Raw genomic sequence first — 17126 nt, forward strand, 5'->3', positions numbered from 1 at the left:
AATCGACTGAAGCGTTCCAGATTGGGAAAAATGAACCCTATCGGGTCCGGCCCGCGCCGACAAGGCGACGAAACCGAATCGACACGTTAAACTGTGGCGGGGATCGGCAGCAGGCCGATCGGGAGCGGGCCATGGACGGCGGCAAGAGCGAACAGCACAGACTGCACCAGCAGGATCGGGACCTTGATGCCGGCGCGCCGCGTCGGGAGGTTTCCACCGCCCGTCAGGCGCCGCAGCCCGAGGATGCCCGCCGCCTGCCCCAACCCACCCAGTCGCTGGTGATGCAGCTCATGACCGAGGTGGAGCGACTGGAGGGAGAACTTGCCACCGCGCGTGCGGAGGCACGGGCGCTCGCCGCCCGCGCCGAGGAAGACCCGCTGACCGGGCTCGCCAACCGGCGCGGCTTTGCGCGCGAGCTGGCGCGGACGGTATCCTACGTCCAGCGCTACGGCGCGTCGGCGGCGCTGTTCTACATCGACCTCGACGGCTTCAAGGCCATCAACGACCGCCGCGGCCACGCCGCCGGCGATGCGGTGCTGACCGCGGTCAGCGCGACGCTGGTGTCCCACGTCCGCGCGTCGGACCGCATCGCCCGGCTCGGCGGCGACGAATTCGCACTGATCCTTTGGAACATCCGTCCGGACGACGCCGAGCGCAAGGCGCGCGCGCTGGAGGAGATGATCGCGGCGCTGCCGGCGGGCCGCAACGAAGCCGGCGAGCCCGAACTCGGCGCCTCGGTCGGGGTGACCATGATTACCGGCGACGACACCCCCGCGGTGGCCGAAGCGCGGGCCGACCGCGCCATGTATGTGCGCAAGAACGCCCGTGGCGGCGGCAGGTAAAGCCCGCCGTGCTCGGGCGCGGCAGGATGCTCGGGCGACCGCCCGGTGCCATCGACTCGGCGGATGCTCTGGCCGCGACCCGGCGATGAGGCCGGCTTAACCTCGCCGGCCCTTCAGGAACGGCGTCATGCCGGCGCGGGCCAGCGCATCGGCGCGCTCGTTGTGCTCGTGGCCGGCGTGACCGCGCACCCAGTGCCACTCGACGGTATGGGCATTGCGCGCAGCGTCGAGCCGCTGCCACAGGTCGATGTTCTTGACCGGCGAGCCCGACGCGGTGCGCCAGCCCTTGCGCTTCCAGCCGCCGATCCACGCGGTGATGCCCTGGCGCAGATACTGGCTGTCGGTGTGGAGGTCGACCACGCACGGCCGCGTCAAGGCTTCCAGCGCCGAGATCGCCGCCAGCAGCTCCATGCGGTTGTTGGTCGTCTGCGCCTCACCGCCGCTGAGCTCCTTCTCGGCACCGTCGCAGCTGAGGATCGCACCCCAGCCGCCCGGCCCGGGGTTGCCCGAGCAGGCGCCGTCGGTCCATACCGTCACCCGTTTCGCCGCCTTGGCCGCAGCCTCCTCTGCCGCGGTCATGCCGCCAGCCCATAGTCGCGGGCCGAGGAGGCGTAGCGGTGGAAGCGCAGCTTCTTCAGGTACTCGATGGGATCCTTGGGCCTGACCAGCGCGCCGGCCGGCACGTTCAGCCAGTCGACCAGGCGGGTCAGCAGAAAGCGCAGCGCCGCGCCGCGGCAGAGCAGCGGCAGCGCGTCGCGTTCCGCCGCCGACAGCGGCCGCACCGCCTCGTAGCGTTGCAGCAAGGCGCGGCCCTTGGTGACGTTGAACGAGGCGTCGGGCTCGAAGCACCAGGCGTTGAGGCCCACCGCAATGTCGTAGGCCAGGGTGTCGGTGCAGGCGAAATAGAAGTCGATCAGGCCGGACAATCGGTTGCCGAGGAAGAACACATTGTCGGGGAAGAGGTCGGCGTGGATGACGCCGGCCGGCAGGCCGCTCGGCCAGCTGGTTTCGGCGACCGCCAGTTCCTCGGCGATCAGCGCGCCCAGCCCCGGCGCCACGGTGTCGGTGCGGTAGCCGGCGCGCTTGGCCAGCGGACGCCAGCCCGCCACCGACAGCGCGTTGGCGCGCGTCATCGCGAAATCGGCGCCGGCGAGGTGGAGCCGGGCCAGCGCCGCGCCGACCTCGCCGCAATGCTCGGCGCTGGGCCGGCGCACCGACATGCCGTCAAGAAAAGTGACGATGGCGGCGGGGCGGCCGGCCAGGGTGCCGAGCGCGGTGCCGCCCTTGGTCTTCACCGGCAGCGGGCACGTCAGGCCGCGGTCGGCCAGGTGCTCCATCAAGGCGATGAAGAACGGCAGATCGTCCGGGTCGACCCGCTTCTCGTACAGCGTCAGGATGAAATAGCCGGCGGTGGTGTGGATCAGGTAGTTGGTGTTCTCCACGCCCTCGGCGATGCCCTTGCAGGACAACAACTGGCCCAGGTCGTAGAGGTCGAGGAACGCCGAAAGCTCGTCGGTTCCGACGTCGGTATAGACAGCCATCGTCCGCTCGCGCTCGCTTAAGTCCCATCATGGCCCGACCGCGACGGATCGCGTCGTGATCCCGAACCAACCTCGCCGAAAAATCCTTGATCGGAAAGGGACTTTTCGGCGACCGGCCTTTGAGCTCCGGCCTGATCGGCCGGATTTCGGATCAGACCCTAATTGATTGAGTCCATGAATGAAGTGTCCGCGGCACCTGGAGGCCGGGTGCCGGACGCCATCCCTTAGAGCATGATGTGCAAAACTGGAAAGCGGTTTTGCGAAAAAAACCTGCCCGAACACACCTCAGCTCGCGCCAGCGACACCGCGGGCGCGGTGGGCCTTCGCTGGCGTCGGTGCAGATCGGCCGGAGGCGGTGTCAGGCGGCGTCCGGCCGCAGTTCGCGCGGTAGCGGGAAGAACATGTCTTCCTTGACCGTGGTCACGGTGCTGACGGTGATGGCGTAGCGCTCGGCGAACGCGGCCAGGATCTCTTCCACCAGCACTTCCGGCGCCGAGGCGCCGGCGGTAAGCCCGAGCCGGGCGATACCCTCGAAGCGACTCCAGTCGATCTCGTCGGCGCGCTGCACCAGGACGGCGACCTTGCAGCCGGCGCGCTCGGCGGCTTCGCGCAGGCGCTGTGAATTCGAGGAGTTGGGCGCGCCGACCACCACCAAAGCGTCGACCATCGGCGCCACCTGCTTCACCGCCTCCTGGCGGTTGGTGGTGGCGTAGCAGATGTCCTCGATGTGCGGGCCGGCAACCGCCGGAAAGCGCCGCTTCAGCGCGGCGATGGCGTCGCGGGTGTCGTCGACCGACAATGTGGTCTGGGTGACAAAAGCGAGGTCCTTACCGGCCGGCGGCTCGAACGCCTCGATGTCCTCCACCGTCTCGACCAGGGTGACGGCGCCATCGGGCAATTGGCCCATGGTGCCGATCACCTCGGGGTGGCCGGCGTGGCCGACCAGCACGACGTGGCGACCGCGCTTGAAATGGATCTCGGCCTCGCGGTGGACCTTGGTCACCAGCGGACAGGTGGCGTCGAGCGTGAGCAGGTGGCGGCCGCCGGCAGCTTCGCCCACGGTCTTTGGCACGCCGTGGGCGGAGAAGATCACCGGCGCGCCGGTGTCCGGAACCTCGTGGAGATCCTTGACGAACACCGCGCCCTTGGCCTTGAGGCTTTCCACCACGAAGCGGTTGTGGACGATCTCGTGGCGGACATAGACCGGCGGCCCGAAGCGCCTGAGCGCCGTTTCGACCACGTCGATCGCCCGCGTCACGCCGGCGCAGAAGCCGCGCGGCGAACACAGCAGAATTTCCAGCGGCGGCAAGGTCTCTACCGGGGCGGTCCCGACCGGGGATTTTGCGGTCATCGCGGGCTCGGTCATCGCGGCCTCATGAGGTGGCCTCGGGTTCAGCGGCACGGCCGGCACATGACCCCCCACGCTGCGGAGTGTCAAGGCGCGGCAGTTGCGGAGGCGAGCGTCAGGGGCGGCGACACGTTGGCCCGCTGCGGCGATGGCGCCCGCCGAAAACCGCCGGTCGAGAGGCGCGGCGAAGGGAAGAACCATCCTCCCAAACGCAACAGACCCCGGCGAAGCCGGGGCCTGTCGTTTAGGTCATTGGGCTGGACGCTGAGCCTCAGGCCTGCGGCTGGGGCTCCAGGCCGCCCTCGCCCTTCGGGCGCGGCCGGCGCGGGATGGCCGAGGACCGGGTCTGTGCCGGCTCCGGCTCGATTTCGCGCACCGGCGGGTTGCCGTCGAGCAGGTTCTTGATCTCGTCGCCGGTCAGGGTCTCGTATTCGAGCAGACCCCTGGCCAGCGCCTCAAGCCCCTCGCGCTTCTCGGTCAGGATGCGGGTCGCCTCCTGGTGGCCCTCCTCGATCAGGCGGCGAACCTCCTTATCGATGGTCTGGGCGGTGACCTCGGAGATGTTCTGCTGGCGCGACACCGACATGCCGAGGAACACCTCGTCCTGGTTCTCGCCATAGGCCACCGTGCCGAGCTGATCGGAGAAGCCCCAGCGCGTCACCATCAGGCGGGCCAGACGGGTGGCCTGCTCGATGTCGGACTGGGCGCCGGAGGTGACCTTCTCCTTGCCGAACACCAGCTCCTCGGCGACGCGTCCACCCATCATGATGGCGAGGCGCGACGTCATCTGCTCGTAGCTCATCGACATCTTGTCGCGCTCGGGCAGCTGCATGACCATGCCCAGCGCCCGGCCGCGCGGGATGATGGTGGCCTTGTGCACCGGATCGGTGGCGGGAACGCTGAGGGCTACGATCGCGTGGCCGCCTTCGTGATAGGCGGTCAGCATCTTCTCCTCTTCGGTCATCACCAGCGACTTGCGCTCGGCGCCCATCATGACCTTGTCCTTGGCGTCCTCGAACTCGGCCTGGGTGACCATGCGCTTGTTGCGCCGGGCCGCCATCAGTGCCGCCTCGTTGACGAGGTTCATCAGGTCGGCGCCGGAGAAGCCGGGAGTGCCGCGGGCGATGGTCTTGAGGTTGACGTCCGGCGACAGCGGCACCTTGCGGACGTGAACCTTGAGGATCTGCTCGCGGCCGATCACGTCCGGATTGGGCACCACCACCTGCCGATCGAACCGGCCCGGGCGCAGCAGCGCCGGGTCGAGCACGTCCGGCCGGTTGGTGGCGGCGATCAGGATCACGCCCTCATTGGCCTCGAAGCCATCCATCTCGACCAGGAGCTGGTTCAAGGTCTGCTCGCGCTCGTCGTTGCCGCCGCCGAGACCGGCGCCGCGATGACGGCCGACCGCGTCGATCTCATCGATGAAGATGATGCACGGCGCGTTCTTCTTGGCCTGCTCGAACATGTCGCGGACGCGGGAGGCGCCGACGCCGACGAACATCTCGACGAAGTCCGAACCGGAGATGGTGAAGAACGGCACGTTGGCTTCGCCGGCCACCGCACGGGCGATCAGCGTCTTGCCGGTGCCGGGAGGGCCGACCAGCAGCACGCCGCGCGGGATGCGGCCGCCGAGGCGCTGGAACTTCTGCGGATCGCGCAGGAATTCGACGATCTCCTGCAGATCCTGCTTGGCCTCGTCAACGCCGGCGACGTCCTCGAAGGTGACGCGGCCGTGCGCCTCGGTCAGCAGCTTGGCCCGCGACTTGCCAAAGCCCATCGCCTTGCCGGCGCCACCCTGCATCTGCCGGCTGAGGAAAATCCACACCGCGATCAAGGCGACGAACGGCAGCCAGGAGAACACCAGCTGCATGAACCAGGGCGTATCCTGCTGCGGGCGGGCGGTGATGGTCACGCCCTTACCGTACAGCCGCTGGACGAGGTTGGGGTCGGAGGGCGCATAGGTCTGGAACGCGCGGCCGTCGTTGAAGTGGCCGGTGACGTTCGCCCCCTCGATCACCACGTCTCGCACGCGGCTCTGGTCGATTTCGGCCAAAAGCTGCGAGAACGGAATCTCGTTGGCCTGTTGGCGCTGACCCGGATTCTGGAACAGCGTGAACAGAGCCAGCAGCAGCAGGACGATGATGACCCAGAGCGCGAAATTTCGAAGGTTTCCGTTCATCTGGTTCCCCTGCGGAACGGCAAAACGCCGCCCGCGTCGTAATCCGGAACGAAACCTTCGTCCGGAGCGGTCGTTAAGGACGCTCGCCGGCCGGCGCCGCCTGTTGAACCCTAATCTAGGGTTCGCCGGGAGGCACCACAAGGGAAGCGGCTTGCAACAGCAAACACGGGTCGCTTTGGCGGCTCCTGGCTCTCCAACGTACTGCCGAGGTCCATTACCGGATCATTTACGCCGCGGCGGCGCCGGCTCGACGATGACGACACCACCCGCGGCGGTGACCATGGCACCGGCCAAGGTGCGGCGGAACGGACCCCCGCCCCACCCCGCCAGCAGCGCCGCGTGAAGCTGCTCCAGCTTGGCGAGTTCGACCGGACCCTCGTGTCCGACGCGGTCCACCGCGCGGCCGAGCAGCCTGAGGCCAATCTCGGCCGGCAGGCCGGCAAACCCTTCGGCATCAAGAAAAATCCTGCCGCCGTCATCGCCGCGGCCCACCGCTGCCGCTGCGGTGTCGGTCGCCGCCTCGAGCGCCGCGTCGGCCCGCGCCGCCCGCGCGGCAAGGCGCGCCAGCCGCTCCGCCGACAGCCCCTCGCCGGCCAGTGCCGCCGCCGCCGCCCGCAGCCGCGGCCGGGCGAACCGCGAATCGGCGTTGCTGGGATCCTCGCTCCAGGCGAGGCCGCGCGCTTCGAGCGTGGCAATCAGCCGCGCCTTGGCCACCGCCAACAGCGGTCGGTGAAGCCGAATCGCGCCGCGCCGGTCGAGCGGACGCATGGCGGCCAGCCCGGCCAGCCCGGAGCCGGCCGCAAGCCGCAGCAGCACGGTCTCGGCCTGGTCGTCCAGGGTGTGGGCGGTGGCGACATCCTCGGCGCCGAAGTCGGCTGCGGCACCGGCGATGAGGTCGTAGCGGGCGGCGCGGGCCGCCGCCATCAGGCCGGTCGCCGGCTTGTCGCCCTGCCAGACCAGGGTGCGGTGGCCCACCTTGAGGCTGGCGGCAAGGCATGCCACCGCCGCGGCCTCGGCGGCGGCTTCGCGGCGCAGGCCGTGATCGACGGTGACGGCGAGGAGTTCGGGAAAGTGCGGCGCGGTGCGGCGCCGGTCGGCGGCGAGGGCCAGCAGCGCGGTGGAATCGGGGCCGCCGGAGACGGCGAGGACCAGGCGCGGGAGATCGGAGAGAGGTTCAAGCAGGCGGGCAGCCTCGGCTGGATCGAGCGGCGCTGCCTCAGCAGCGGCCACGCTTCTTCTCCTGCTCCAGCCCCTGCTTCACGCTCTGGGGCGCGTTGGGATGCTTGCGGCTGGCCTCGCCGAACGTGGCGCAGGCGGCCTCGCGCTCGCCGAGCGCGGCCAGCGACTGGCCGAGCCGGAGCAGCGCGTTCGGCGCCACCTGGGCCTTGGGGTAGTCGCTCGAGACCTTGAGAAACTGCTCAGCGGCATCGCGATAGCGCTGGCGCTGGTACAGGCTCTCGCCCAGCCAGTAGGTGGCGTTCGGCACCAGCTTGTCACGCGGATAGGCGCGCAGGAAGCCGCGGAACCCGGTCTCGGCGGTCTCATGGTCCTGCTGCAGCACGGCGTTGTAGGCGCGCTGGTAATCGGCCTGCGCGGAGCCGCCGCCGGGCGGCAGCGCCGCCTGCTGGGCGGGCGCCGGCGCGCGGGCGCCATCGGCGGTGCCGGCGCGCCCCGGCAACGCCGGCGGAATCACCGGCGGCGGCGGAGGCGGCGCCAAAGTGGGATCGGATGCCGCCCGCGACGCCAGCCCGGTGATGTCGAGCGGCTGGCCGAAGTCGCGGCCACCGGGGGCGCCGACCGGGCCGTCACCGGGCGGAACCGGCGCGGAACTGCTGCCGAGCGCGCGTGGGGCGCCGGGGGCGCCGGGCGTGGCCGAGGGATCGAACACATCGGAGCGGCGCTGCGGCGCGGCACCGGGCGCAGGCGCCGCCTGTGGCGGGCGCTGCGGCGCCGGCGCTGCGGCACCGCCGCGGCCGCCCAGTTCCTGGAAGCGGTACTCGAAATCCTCCTGCATGCGGCGCAGGTTCTGTTCGAGTTGCTGGTTGCGGAACTGGAGCTGTTCGATCTGGCCGTTGAGCTGGCGCAGTTGGCCTTCGATCTGGTTGAGCCGGACGATCAGCTCACCGCCATCGACCCGCGGCTCGGCCTGCGGCGGGGACCCGAACAGCTGGGCCAGCGGCGAGGACACCTCGCCAGGCGGCCGCAGGTCGGACCGGTCCAAACCGGATTGGGCCAGCACCGGGGCGGAGGCCACCACGGTGGCGGCTCCGAGGAGGGACAGGATCGTGACACGCCATCGCGCGCGCATGAAGACCGCCTTGCAATGCAGACCTAAAGCCTGAATTACGCGACGGACCACGGCCAAAATGTGACCCTGACGACACAATTTCTGTGGAGTCGTGGCGGATCGTCGAACCGCTACCAGCCGGCCAGCGGTCCGCCTTTGCGACCGCTCGCGGATGATCGCGCCGTGACCCTGGCAACAACCTTGGCAAAAATTCCTTGATCGGAAAGGTTTTTTTCGAAGGCCGGACACCGAGACCCCGGCCTGATCGGCCGGATTTCGCATGACATCTGCAGCCGCGGAGATCAGGAAAATCGGCCCGCCTTCCGCCGAGTCGGAACATGAAATCCGACACTTGGCGTCCAAGTGCCGGATTTCATCTCGTTGGCCGACCCGCTTGCCCGGTCGCTCTCGACCGTCAGGAGCCGGCAGCCACGCCGTCGAGCGCGGTGACGGCACGACGGTTCTGCGACCAGCACGAAATGTCGTTGCACACCGCGACCGGCCGTTCCTTACCGTACGACACGGTGCGCATGCGGGCGGAGTTGATGCCGCGGGCGGCGAGATAGTCGCGCACGGTCTGGGCACGGCGGGCACCGAGCGCGATGTTGTACTCGCGGGTACCGCGCTCATCGGCGTGGCCCTCGACGGTGAAGTTGTAGCGGCTGTAACGCTGCAGCCACTGCGCCTGCTTGTCGAGGGTCCCACGCGCCGTCGGCGTCAGATCGGTCGAATCGGTTTCGAAGAACACGCGGTCACCGACGTTGACGGCGAAATCCTGGGTGGATCCGGGGGTGGCCATGCCACCGATACCGCTACCGGCGAGGCCAGCCTGATCACCGTTGGGATTGGTGGCGCAGGCGCCGGCAGTAAGGGCCGCCGCAATGGCAACGGCGAAGCGAACGGTGCGAGCGGATCGCAGGGTGCGCGTCATGACGCTTCGACTCCTTTCATGGCCGCTCCCGCCGGGCGCAGGAGAGGCCGTCGCGTCCAGGAATGGTCCGTCAACCTTGACAAAATCTTTCCGCCGCGCGGCGAAAAAGCGGCATTTGCCCGGACCGGCTGTGAACTGTTTGCAAGGGTTAACGGCGACTTAATGGCAAAGGCCGCGCAAATGCCAGCGGCCGCCGCATCCTGTGGCTGCGGCGGCCGCCCATCGTCGTCAATCCTTGGGCGAGTTGGACGGCGCACGGCCAGTCAGGCCGCAAGCCGCATCACTGCGCCGCGAGCGCCGGCTTGGCCGCGGCGGCGGCCGGCCGCTTGTCCTTGGCAATCAGGGTGTAGAACATCGGCACCACGAACAGCGTGAAGATGGTGCCGATCGACATGCCGGAGGCGATGACGAGCCCCATCGAGAATCGTGCCGCCGCGCCAGCGCCCGAGGCGTAGAGCAGCGGCAGCACGCCCAGCACCATCGCCGCCGTCGTCATCAGGATCGGTCGCAGCCGGATGCGCGCCGCCTCCTGCACCGCATCGACCTTGGAGAGGCCCTTGTCGATCTGCAGCTCGTTGGCGAACTGCACGATCAGGATGCCGTGCTTGGTGATGAGGCCGATCAGGGTGATCAGCCCGACCTCGGTGTAGATGTTGAGCGTCGCCAGTCCCAGATTAAGGAACATCACCGCGCCGAACATCGACAGCGGCACGCTCATCATGATCACGAACGGATCGCGGAAGCTCTCGAACTGGGCGGCGAGCACCAGGTAGATCACGATCAAGGCAAGCCCGAACGCGAGGCCGATCGAGCTCGACTCCTGCACCTCGAGCCGCGACTGGCCGGCATAATCCTCATAGAAGCCGATCGGCATGATCTCGCGGGCGGCCTGCCGCAGCACATCGAGCGCCTCGGAGGTGGTAACGCCGGGCACCGGTACCGCCGACAGCGTCGCCGAGTTGAGCTGGTTGAACTGCTCGATCGCCGCCGGCGCGGCGTCGGTCTCGATCCGCACCAGTGCCGACAGCGGCACCATCGCGCCGGAGGTGGCGCGCACATAGAATTCGCCGAGCCGCGACGGATTGAGACGGTCGGTCTGGGAGACCTGGGTGATGACGTCGTAGGAGTGATTGTCGCGGTCGAATTTTGAGATCCTGCCGCCGCCAACCAGGGTGGAGAGGGTAGCGCCGACCTCGCTGACCGGCACGCCGAGCGCGGCGGCGCGGTCGCGGTCGATGATGATGCGGGCGCGCGGCGTCTCGTAGGACACCGAGTTCTGCAGAACAATGAACTTGCCGGAGGCCATCGCCTTCAGCTTGACCTGCTCGGACACCTCGTAGGCCTGAGCGGGGTCGCCGATGGTGCGCAGCACGTACTGGACCGGCAGGCCGTCGCCGGTGCCCGGCAGCGCCGGCGGCGCGAACACGAACGCCTGCAGCCCGGCATTGCCGTCCAGCATCTTCTGGATGTCCTGCTTGATCGCCTCGGCCTTGCGGTCCTTGCGCTGGTCCCATTCCTTGAGCTTGAAACCGATGAAGCCGGAGCCGCCGCCGTCGATGCCGATGATGGCGAAGGTGGCGACGATCTCCGGGATGCTGCCGTCCACCTTCAGGAAGGGCTCGGCGAAGCGCTGCGAATAGTCGGAGGTGGCGTATTTCGGCGCGTTGATCAGGCCGAGGAAGGCGCCCTGGTCCTCGTCCGGCGCCAGCTCCGACTGGGTCTTCACGAACAGAAAGCCGGTGGTGGCAAGCATCACCACCACGATGCCGAACGTCACCGGGCGGAAGTCGAGCGAGCCCTTGAGACGGCGGCCGTACCAGTTCTCGACGCCGGTAAAGACGCGATCGACGAAGGCGGCGAAACCGCCAGCGCCATGATGGGGCTTGAGCAGCTTGGAGCACATCATCGGCGACAGCGTCACCGCGACGATGCCGGAGATGATGACGGCGCCGGCCAGCGTGAAGGCAAACTCGCGGAACAGCGTGCCGGTGAGCCCTTGCGTGAAGCCGATCGGGGCGTAGACCGCGGCGAGCGTGATGGTCATCGACACGATCGGGCTGAAGATCTCCTTCATGCCGACGATCGCGGCGTCGACCGGGGATTCGCCCTCCTCGATGTGGCGGTGGATGTTCTCGACCACCACGATGGCATCGTCGACCACCAGGCCAATCGCCAGCACCATCGCCAGCAATGTGAGAAGGTTGATCGAGTAGCCGAGCATGAACAGCACGAGCCCGACGCCGATCAGCGACAGCGGGATGGTGACCACCGGAATGATCACCGAGCGGATCGAGCCCAGGAATACCAAGATGACCGCGACCACGATCAGCGCCGCCTCGGCGATGGTGCGGAACACCTCGACGATCGAGGCCGAGATGAAGTCGGAGGCGTCATAGACGATCTCGACCGTCATGCCCTTGGGCAGGGTCGGCCGGATATCCTCGATCGCCTTGGTGACCTCGCGCGCCACCGACAGCGGGTTGGCGGCCGGTGCCGGGGTGATGCCGATGAAGGTGCCTTCCGAGCCGTTGAACGACACCTTGGTGTCGGTGTTCTTGGCACCGAGCTCGATTGCGGCGACATCGCGCAGACGCACGATCTGGTCGCCATTGGCGCGGATCGACATCGCGCCGAAGGTCTCCGGCGTCTGCAGCGTGGTCTGCATCTCGATGGCGTAGGCGACGTATTCGTTCTGGGTCTTGCCGGGCGCAGCCAGGAAGTTGGAGGCGCGGATGGCGACCAGCACGTCGGCCGCGGTGACGTTGCGGGCGGCGAGCCGGATCGGATCGAGCCACACCCGCATCGAGAACTCGCGGCCGCCCAGGATCTCGGCGTCGCCGACGCCGTTCAGCGTGGCAAAGCGCGGCTGCACCACCCGCGTCAGGAACTCGTTCACCTGCTGCGGGTTCATCTCGCTTGAGGCGAAGGTGAGGTACATCAGCGCGAATGACTGGCCGGTGCCCTTCACGATCACCGGGTCCTCGGCGTCGGTCGGCAGGTCCGCGCGCACGGTCTGCACCTTCGAGGTCACCTCGGTCATCGCGGCGTTGGGATCGGTGTTGAGGCGCATGCGCACCGACACCTTGGAGGTGCCGAGCCGGCTTTCGGAGGTGACGTAGTCGACGCCCTCCGCGCTCGACACCGCTTTGGCGATCGGGGTCGAGATGAAGCCCTGGATCAGATCGGCGCTGGCGCCGGTGTAGATGGTGGTGACGGTGATGGTGGTTTCGTCGACCTTGGGATGCTCGCGCACCTGCAGGTTCATCAGGCCCTGCGCGCCGAGCAGCATGATCAACAGGCTGACCACCGCCGACAGCACCGGACGGCGGATGAAGAGTTCGGTGAAGCTCATCGCGTGGTCGGGCTCCGAACCGGCAGGGTGGTGACATCGATCGCGTTGTCGATTTTCACCGGGGCGCCGGCCTGCAGCTTGTTCTGGCCCGACACCACGATGCGCTCGCCGGGCGTGAGGCCCGACACCACCTCGGACAGGCCGCCGTCGCGGCGGCCGACTTTGACGAACACCTGCTTGACGGTGAGCCCCGGCTTGCCGCCGGCGGCGTCCTCGACCAAATAGACGTAGTCGCCGTAGAGGCTGGTCACCACCGCGGTCTGCGGCACCGTCACCACATTCGGCTCGGGCGGCAAGTCGATGCGCACCCGCAGGAACTGGCCGGGCACGATGGCGCGGTCGCGATTGTCGTCGAGCAGCGCCTGCACCGACACCAGCCGGGTCTGCGGGTCGATGCGCGGGTCGATGCCGATGATCTTGCCGGTCCGGCCGAGGTCGGCGTCGGACGCACCGAACCGCACCGGCTGGCCGATCTTGACCTTGTCGATCACCTGCTCAGGAACGGTGAAGTCGACCTTCATGCTGTCGAGATCCTGCAACGTCGCCACCACCGTGCCGGGCTGGACATACTGGCCGGGATTGATGCGGGCGATGCCGATGGTACCCGAGAACGGCGCCTTCAGCGCCTTCTGGTCGATGACCGCCTTATAGCGCTCGAGCTTGGAGCGCGCGGTGGCGACCTGGGCCACCACCTGATCGAACTGGGCCTGGGTGTCGAAGCCGCGGGTGCGCAGCGCCGAGGTGCGGGCGAGGTTCGACTTGCCGAGTTCGAGCGCGGCCTCGGCATCGATCAGGTCGGCGCGCTCGACCGCATCGTCGAGCTGAACGAGGACGCTGCCCTTCTCGACGCGCTGGTTGGGCGAAAAGCGGATGTCCTTGACGACGCCGCTGATCTCGACCGCGAGTTCGACGCCGTTCTCGGCCCGGGCGGTGCCGATCGCGGCGATGCCGGGCCGCCACGTCACGGTCTTGACGTCGGAGGCCGCCACCGTCTGCGCCGGCCGCGGCATGTTGGCGAAGATGTCGGCGATCAGCTTGTCGCGGAAGAAATTGAACCAGACCAGCGCGGCGCACAGGCCGACCGCCAGAAAAGCCACCAGGGAGACGACGATCCGCCGTTTCATGTGCGCCTACGCAAATGACGTGAGAGGTAGGCGTCGGCGCCGGCAAGCGAAACCGCTTGCATGCCGTCCGCCCGTGGCTTTACCCTATATACCGTCCGGACGGTTCAGTGCAAGAGCGCCAACCGTCCGGACGGTATAGTGTAGTATCATTCCAGTGTTACCGTTACTGCCAGTGCCGCCGCCTGAATCTGCCGACGCACACGCCTTCCGCCGGGCGATAAGGCGACGGCCGGCTCGACAACACCAAACCGACCGAGCAACCACGTTCCGAGACGACATGGCCGACGACCGCCGCCCGCGTTCAAATTCCCGAAACCGCATCCTGGATGCGGCCGCCGAGATCGTCGCCGAGATCGGTGCCGGCAAGATGACGCTTGAAGCGGTGGCCGAGCGGGCCGGCCTCAGTAAAGGCGGTCTACTTTACAATTTCCCTTCCAAGGACGCACTGCTGCAGGCGATGGTCGAGCGGATGGTCGAGGACGGCGTCGCCCAGCGCAACGCGCTGCGCCCGACCCTGACCGACCGGCCGAACCTGGAGGCCCGCTGCATCATCGCCTCCGACCTTGCCAGTTGCGGCAGCCACTCGAAGGACGTCGCCAGCGGCCTGCTGGCAGCGATGTCCGAGAACCCGCGCCTGCTGGACCCGGTGCGCGAGGTGGTGGCGGAAGAATGGGCGATGCTTCAGGCTTCCGACTGCCCGGACGTGTCGAACATCGCCTGGCTGGCGGTGCAAGGACTGCTGACGCTCGACATGTTCGCGATCAGCCCGCTTGAGACCGAAGACCGCAACCGGGTGATTGCGGCGCTGCACACGCTGCTCGATCACCGCACCCTGCCGCTGGCACCCGGCCGTTGAGCTTGACCTTCCACCGACGCCAGCTCGCCTCATCCTGAGGCGCCCGCGAAAGCGGGCGTCTCGAAGGATGAGGGCGGACTTGAGAGCCGAGGTCGGCCCCATGGTTCGAGAGGGCTGCGTCGCAGCCTCCTCACCATGAGGTCGAGAACCATGAGGCCGGAGAACGACACGGCACCAAACGATGCGCGATAATGCCGCCCGTCGCGGTCCCCGACTCCCTTTTCGCCGTCCGCTCGGTGAACCGTTACTGCGCGGCGGTGACGAACGCGGCGAGGTCGTCTTCATAAAGCGCGCGCATGTGCAGGATGTCGGCCTCGGTCGGCAGCTTGGATTCGTTGCCGAGACGCTGCACCGCATTGGCCGAGGCGGCGCGGGCACGGATGAAGTGCTCCTCCCAGCGGGCAGTGGGATAGGCGAGGTAGGAATAGATGTAGGTGCCGTGGAAGATGTCGCCGGCGCCGGAGGTGTCGATCACCTTGTCCATCGGCACCATCAACGCCGGCAGGGTTTGGACCTTGCCGGCCTCGTCGAACCACAGCATGCCGTGCTCGCCCATGGTGACGCCGGCAATCCTGACACCGCGGCGCTTGAGATAGGCCAGCATCTCCTCCGGCGTCATGCTCATCTGGGCGCACAGCGCCTCGGCCACCACGGCGACGTCGATATAGCCGATCAGCTCCTCAAGGTTCGGGCGGAGATTGCCGCCGTCGAGCGAGGTCAGGATACCGAGTTTGCGGCAAACCTTGGCATAATGCAGCGCGGCGTCGGCCTGGTGGCCGTCGAGGTGCAGCGCCCGGCAGCCGTCCAGCTTCAGCGCCGGGAAGCGTTCCAGATAGGTGTCGTCGCGGGCGCGCAGGATGGCGCGCTTGCCGTCCTTGGGGATGACGAACGACAGCGATGCGTGCTGAACCCGGCGGCCGTGGACGGTGACGCCGTATTTGTGGGCCATATCCAGGAACATATGGCCGAGCCAGTCGTCCGACAGCGTGCACAAGATGTCGGCCGGAATTCCGAGCCGGGTGCAGCAGAACCCTGCCGTAACCGAATTGCCGCCGAACGACACTGCATAGTCGTCCGCCACGTCCTTCTGGTCGCCGGTCGGCATCACCTCCGAGAGCAAGGTGACGTCAATATAAGTGTGGCCGATGAAAAGCGCATCCATAGGTGACCTCCGCCGCAGGTAGCCTCGCCGGTTCGCCTTCCGGAGGCAAGTCCGGGTCGTCTCGACCCATCGCCTCGAGCCGGGCGGGACCGTCGGTTAGACGGTGCGGACGCCCCGGTGGATCATCGTCGCGGCCAGTTGTTCAAAAATAACGCAGCCAAACATAGACATGGCTGATAGCGACCGACACCAGCATCATCGGAAACGCATAGAGCGTATACGTCACAAATCGGAACGGCACACCATTGCGCTCGCCGATTCCGGCCACGGTGAGGTTGGCCGAGGCTCCGATCAGGGTGCCGTTGCCGCCGAGGCAGGCGCCGAGCGACAGGCACCACCACAACGGCCCGATTTGGTCCGCACCGCCGAACGACGGCGCCATCGTCTTGATCAGCGGGATCATGGTGGCAACGAACGGGATGTTGTCAATGATCGCCGACAGCACCGCCGACGACCACAAGATGGCGTAGCCGGTCAACGCAAGATCGCCGCCGGTCAACTCCACCAACTCGCGCCCGAGCAGGCCGAGCAGGCCGCCAACCTCGACGCCGTGCACCACCACGAACAGGCCGAGGAAGAAGAAGATGGTGATCCATTCAACGTCGGAGAAGGTCTTGTGGATGTTGGTGGCGGCCTTCTCGCCGTGATGCTGCCAGTTGTCGAGCAGCATCAGGACCGCGGCGCCGCCGAGCGCGACCGAAGCCGGCTCCATATGAATGAAGCGGGCGGAGACGAAGCCGAGCACGGTGAGACCGAGCACCGCCAGCGACTGCTTGAGCAGCGTCCAGTCCTCGATGGTGTCGATGGCGTTCATCGCCATGACATGGGCGCGGTTCTCCGTGCTGGCCGCGAGACTGCGACCCCACATGAGATGAATCATCACGAGCTGGACCGCCAGCACCACCACCACCAACGGCGCCAGGTGATAGAGGAAAGCGTTGAAGTCGATCCCGACCAGCGACCCGATCAGGATGTTGGGCGGGTCGCCGATCAGGGTCGCGGTGCCCCCGATGTTGGAGGCGAAGATTTCGGCGAACAGGAACGGATAGGCCGGTACCTTCAAGTCGCGGGTGATCGCCAGCGTCACCGGCACGATCAGCAGCACGGTGGTGACATTGTCGAGCAGCGCCGACAGCACGGCGGTGACCACCTGCAACAGCAGCAGGATGCCCCACGGGCTGGCATTGGCCATTCTGGCCGCCCAAACCGCGACGTATTGGAACATGCCCGAGCGCCGCGAGATCGACACCAGGATCATCATGCCGGTGAGCAGGCCGATGGTGTTGAAGTCGATGCCGCGCACCGCCTCGGCCTGGTCGAGCACCCCGACCGCCACCATGACGCCGGCGCCGAGCAGCGCGACGATGGCGCGGTTGACCTTCTCGCTGATGATCAGGGCATAGGTCGCCGCCAGCACCGCGGTCGCAACCCACAGCGGATCAAGGCCGAACATCACCTGCGTCACGAAATTCTCAACACTGCCGTGCATGGGCGCCCCCGTCCG

13 protein-coding genes are annotated in these 17126 nt (G+C 67.6%); 2 read left to right on the top strand and 11 right to left on the bottom strand.

From position 1 onward, the window contains the following. Positions 1 to 131 precede the first annotated feature (131 nt). On the top strand, positions 132 to 842 hold the full coding sequence (locus tag BVIR_RS13300) for a GGDEF domain-containing protein (protein WP_055038093.1): 711 nt from the start codon (positions 132 to 134) through the stop codon (positions 840 to 842). A 96-nt stretch (positions 843 to 938) separates the two neighbouring features. Here BVIR_RS13300 and rnhA read toward each other — a convergent pair whose 3' ends face one another. The 9 genes from rnhA to BVIR_RS13345 form a co-directional block, all read right to left on the bottom strand. Continuing rightward, positions 939 to 1421, bottom strand: a complete 483-nt coding sequence (rnhA, locus tag BVIR_RS13305) for a ribonuclease HI (protein WP_055038094.1) — start codon at positions 1419 to 1421, stop codon at positions 939 to 941. Next, positions 1418 to 2383 (bottom strand): homoserine kinase, encoded by a 966-nt coding sequence (gene thrB / locus BVIR_RS13310; protein WP_055038095.1) that lies wholly within the window; start codon positions 2381 to 2383, stop codon positions 1418 to 1420. Before thrB ends, rnhA begins: the two co-directional genes overlap by 4 nt. Before the next feature lie 358 nt (positions 2384 to 2741). Further along, positions 2742 to 3749, bottom strand: coding sequence for a 4-hydroxy-3-methylbut-2-enyl diphosphate reductase (gene ispH, locus BVIR_RS13315; protein ID WP_055038096.1), 1008 nt, complete (start codon positions 3747 to 3749; stop codon positions 2742 to 2744). 253 nt (positions 3750 to 4002) lie between these two features. Continuing rightward, positions 4003 to 5910, bottom strand: coding sequence for an ATP-dependent zinc metalloprotease FtsH (gene ftsH / locus BVIR_RS13320; RefSeq protein WP_055038097.1), 1908 nt, complete (start codon positions 5908 to 5910; stop codon positions 4003 to 4005). 222 nt (positions 5911 to 6132) lie between these two features. Next, positions 6133 to 7140, bottom strand: a complete 1008-nt coding sequence (gene tilS / locus BVIR_RS13325) for a tRNA lysidine(34) synthetase TilS (protein WP_055038098.1) — start codon at positions 7138 to 7140, stop codon at positions 6133 to 6135. Continuing rightward, on the bottom strand, positions 7127 to 8218 hold the full coding sequence (gene ybgF, locus BVIR_RS13330) for a tol-pal system protein YbgF (RefSeq protein WP_060832964.1): 1092 nt from the start codon (positions 8216 to 8218) through the stop codon (positions 7127 to 7129). The genes tilS and ybgF overlap by 14 nt, the downstream gene beginning before the upstream one ends. Positions 8219 to 8612: 394 nt before the next feature. Then, positions 8613 to 9128: a peptidoglycan-associated lipoprotein Pal gene (gene pal, locus BVIR_RS13335; RefSeq protein WP_055038099.1), complete on the bottom strand. Its 516-nt coding sequence runs from the start codon at positions 9126 to 9128 to the stop codon at positions 8613 to 8615. A gap of 280 nt (positions 9129 to 9408) precedes the next feature. Next, positions 9409 to 12480: an efflux RND transporter permease subunit gene (locus BVIR_RS13340; RefSeq protein ID WP_055038100.1), complete on the bottom strand. Its 3072-nt coding sequence runs from the start codon at positions 12478 to 12480 to the stop codon at positions 9409 to 9411. Next, positions 12477 to 13604: an efflux RND transporter periplasmic adaptor subunit gene (locus BVIR_RS13345; RefSeq protein ID WP_055038101.1), complete on the bottom strand. Its 1128-nt coding sequence runs from the start codon at positions 13602 to 13604 to the stop codon at positions 12477 to 12479. Before BVIR_RS13345 ends, BVIR_RS13340 begins: the two co-directional genes overlap by 4 nt. Before the next feature lie 277 nt (positions 13605 to 13881). On the opposite strand from BVIR_RS13345, the gene BVIR_RS13350 reads away from it, so the two are divergent. Next, a complete protein-coding gene (locus tag BVIR_RS13350) occupies positions 13882 to 14460 on the top strand; it encodes a TetR/AcrR family transcriptional regulator (RefSeq protein ID WP_055038102.1) in 579 nt (192 codons plus the stop codon). Between the two features lie 244 nt (positions 14461 to 14704). Here the strand turns inward: BVIR_RS13350 and BVIR_RS13355 are convergent, their stop codons facing one another. Together BVIR_RS13355 and BVIR_RS13360 are read right to left on the bottom strand one after the other, a co-directional pair. After that, positions 14705 to 15622, bottom strand: a complete 918-nt coding sequence (locus tag BVIR_RS13355; protein WP_055038103.1) for a sugar kinase — start codon at positions 15620 to 15622, stop codon at positions 14705 to 14707. A 142-nt stretch (positions 15623 to 15764) separates the two neighbouring features. Beyond that, the gene (locus BVIR_RS13360; protein WP_055038104.1) at positions 15765 to 17111 is read right to left on the bottom strand and encodes an ArsB/NhaD family transporter; all 1347 of its coding nucleotides are present in this window, start codon (positions 17109 to 17111) and stop codon (positions 15765 to 15767) included. Positions 17112 to 17126: the final 15 nt, after the last annotated feature.

The sequence above is a fragment of the Blastochloris viridis genome (assembly GCF_001402875.1).
Lineage (GTDB): Bacteria > Pseudomonadota > Alphaproteobacteria > Rhizobiales > Xanthobacteraceae > Blastochloris > Blastochloris viridis.

Excerpts from the sequence above, each read along its gene's own strand:
- BVIR_RS13300 (WP_055038093.1), top strand. The coding sequence starts at position 132 with ATGGACGGCGGCAAGAGCGAACAGCACAGACTGCACCAGCAGGATCGG.
- rnhA (WP_055038094.1), bottom strand. The coding sequence starts at position 1,421 with ATGACCGCGGCAGAGGAGGCTGCGGCCAAGGCGGCGAAACGGGTGACG.
- thrB (WP_055038095.1), bottom strand. The coding sequence starts at position 2,383 with ATGGCTGTCTATACCGACGTCGGAACCGACGAGCTTTCGGCGTTCCTC.
- ispH (WP_055038096.1), bottom strand. The coding sequence starts at position 3,749 with ATGACCGAGCCCGCGATGACCGCAAAATCCCCGGTCGGGACCGCCCCG.
- ftsH (WP_055038097.1), bottom strand. The coding sequence starts at position 5,910 with ATGAACGGAAACCTTCGAAATTTCGCGCTCTGGGTCATCATCGTCCTG.
- ybgF (WP_060832964.1), bottom strand. The coding sequence starts at position 8,218 with ATGCGCGCGCGATGGCGTGTCACGATCCTGTCCCTCCTCGGAGCCGCC.
- pal (WP_055038099.1), bottom strand. The coding sequence starts at position 9,128 with ATGACGCGCACCCTGCGATCCGCTCGCACCGTTCGCTTCGCCGTTGCC.
- BVIR_RS13340 (WP_055038100.1), bottom strand. The coding sequence starts at position 12,480 with ATGAGCTTCACCGAACTCTTCATCCGCCGTCCGGTGCTGTCGGCGGTG.
- BVIR_RS13345 (WP_055038101.1), bottom strand. The coding sequence starts at position 13,604 with ATGAAACGGCGGATCGTCGTCTCCCTGGTGGCTTTTCTGGCGGTCGGC.
- BVIR_RS13350 (WP_055038102.1), top strand. The coding sequence starts at position 13,882 with ATGGCCGACGACCGCCGCCCGCGTTCAAATTCCCGAAACCGCATCCTG.
- BVIR_RS13355 (WP_055038103.1), bottom strand. The coding sequence starts at position 15,622 with ATGGATGCGCTTTTCATCGGCCACACTTATATTGACGTCACCTTGCTC.
- BVIR_RS13360 (WP_055038104.1), bottom strand. The coding sequence starts at position 17,111 with ATGCACGGCAGTGTTGAGAATTTCGTGACGCAGGTGATGTTCGGCCTT.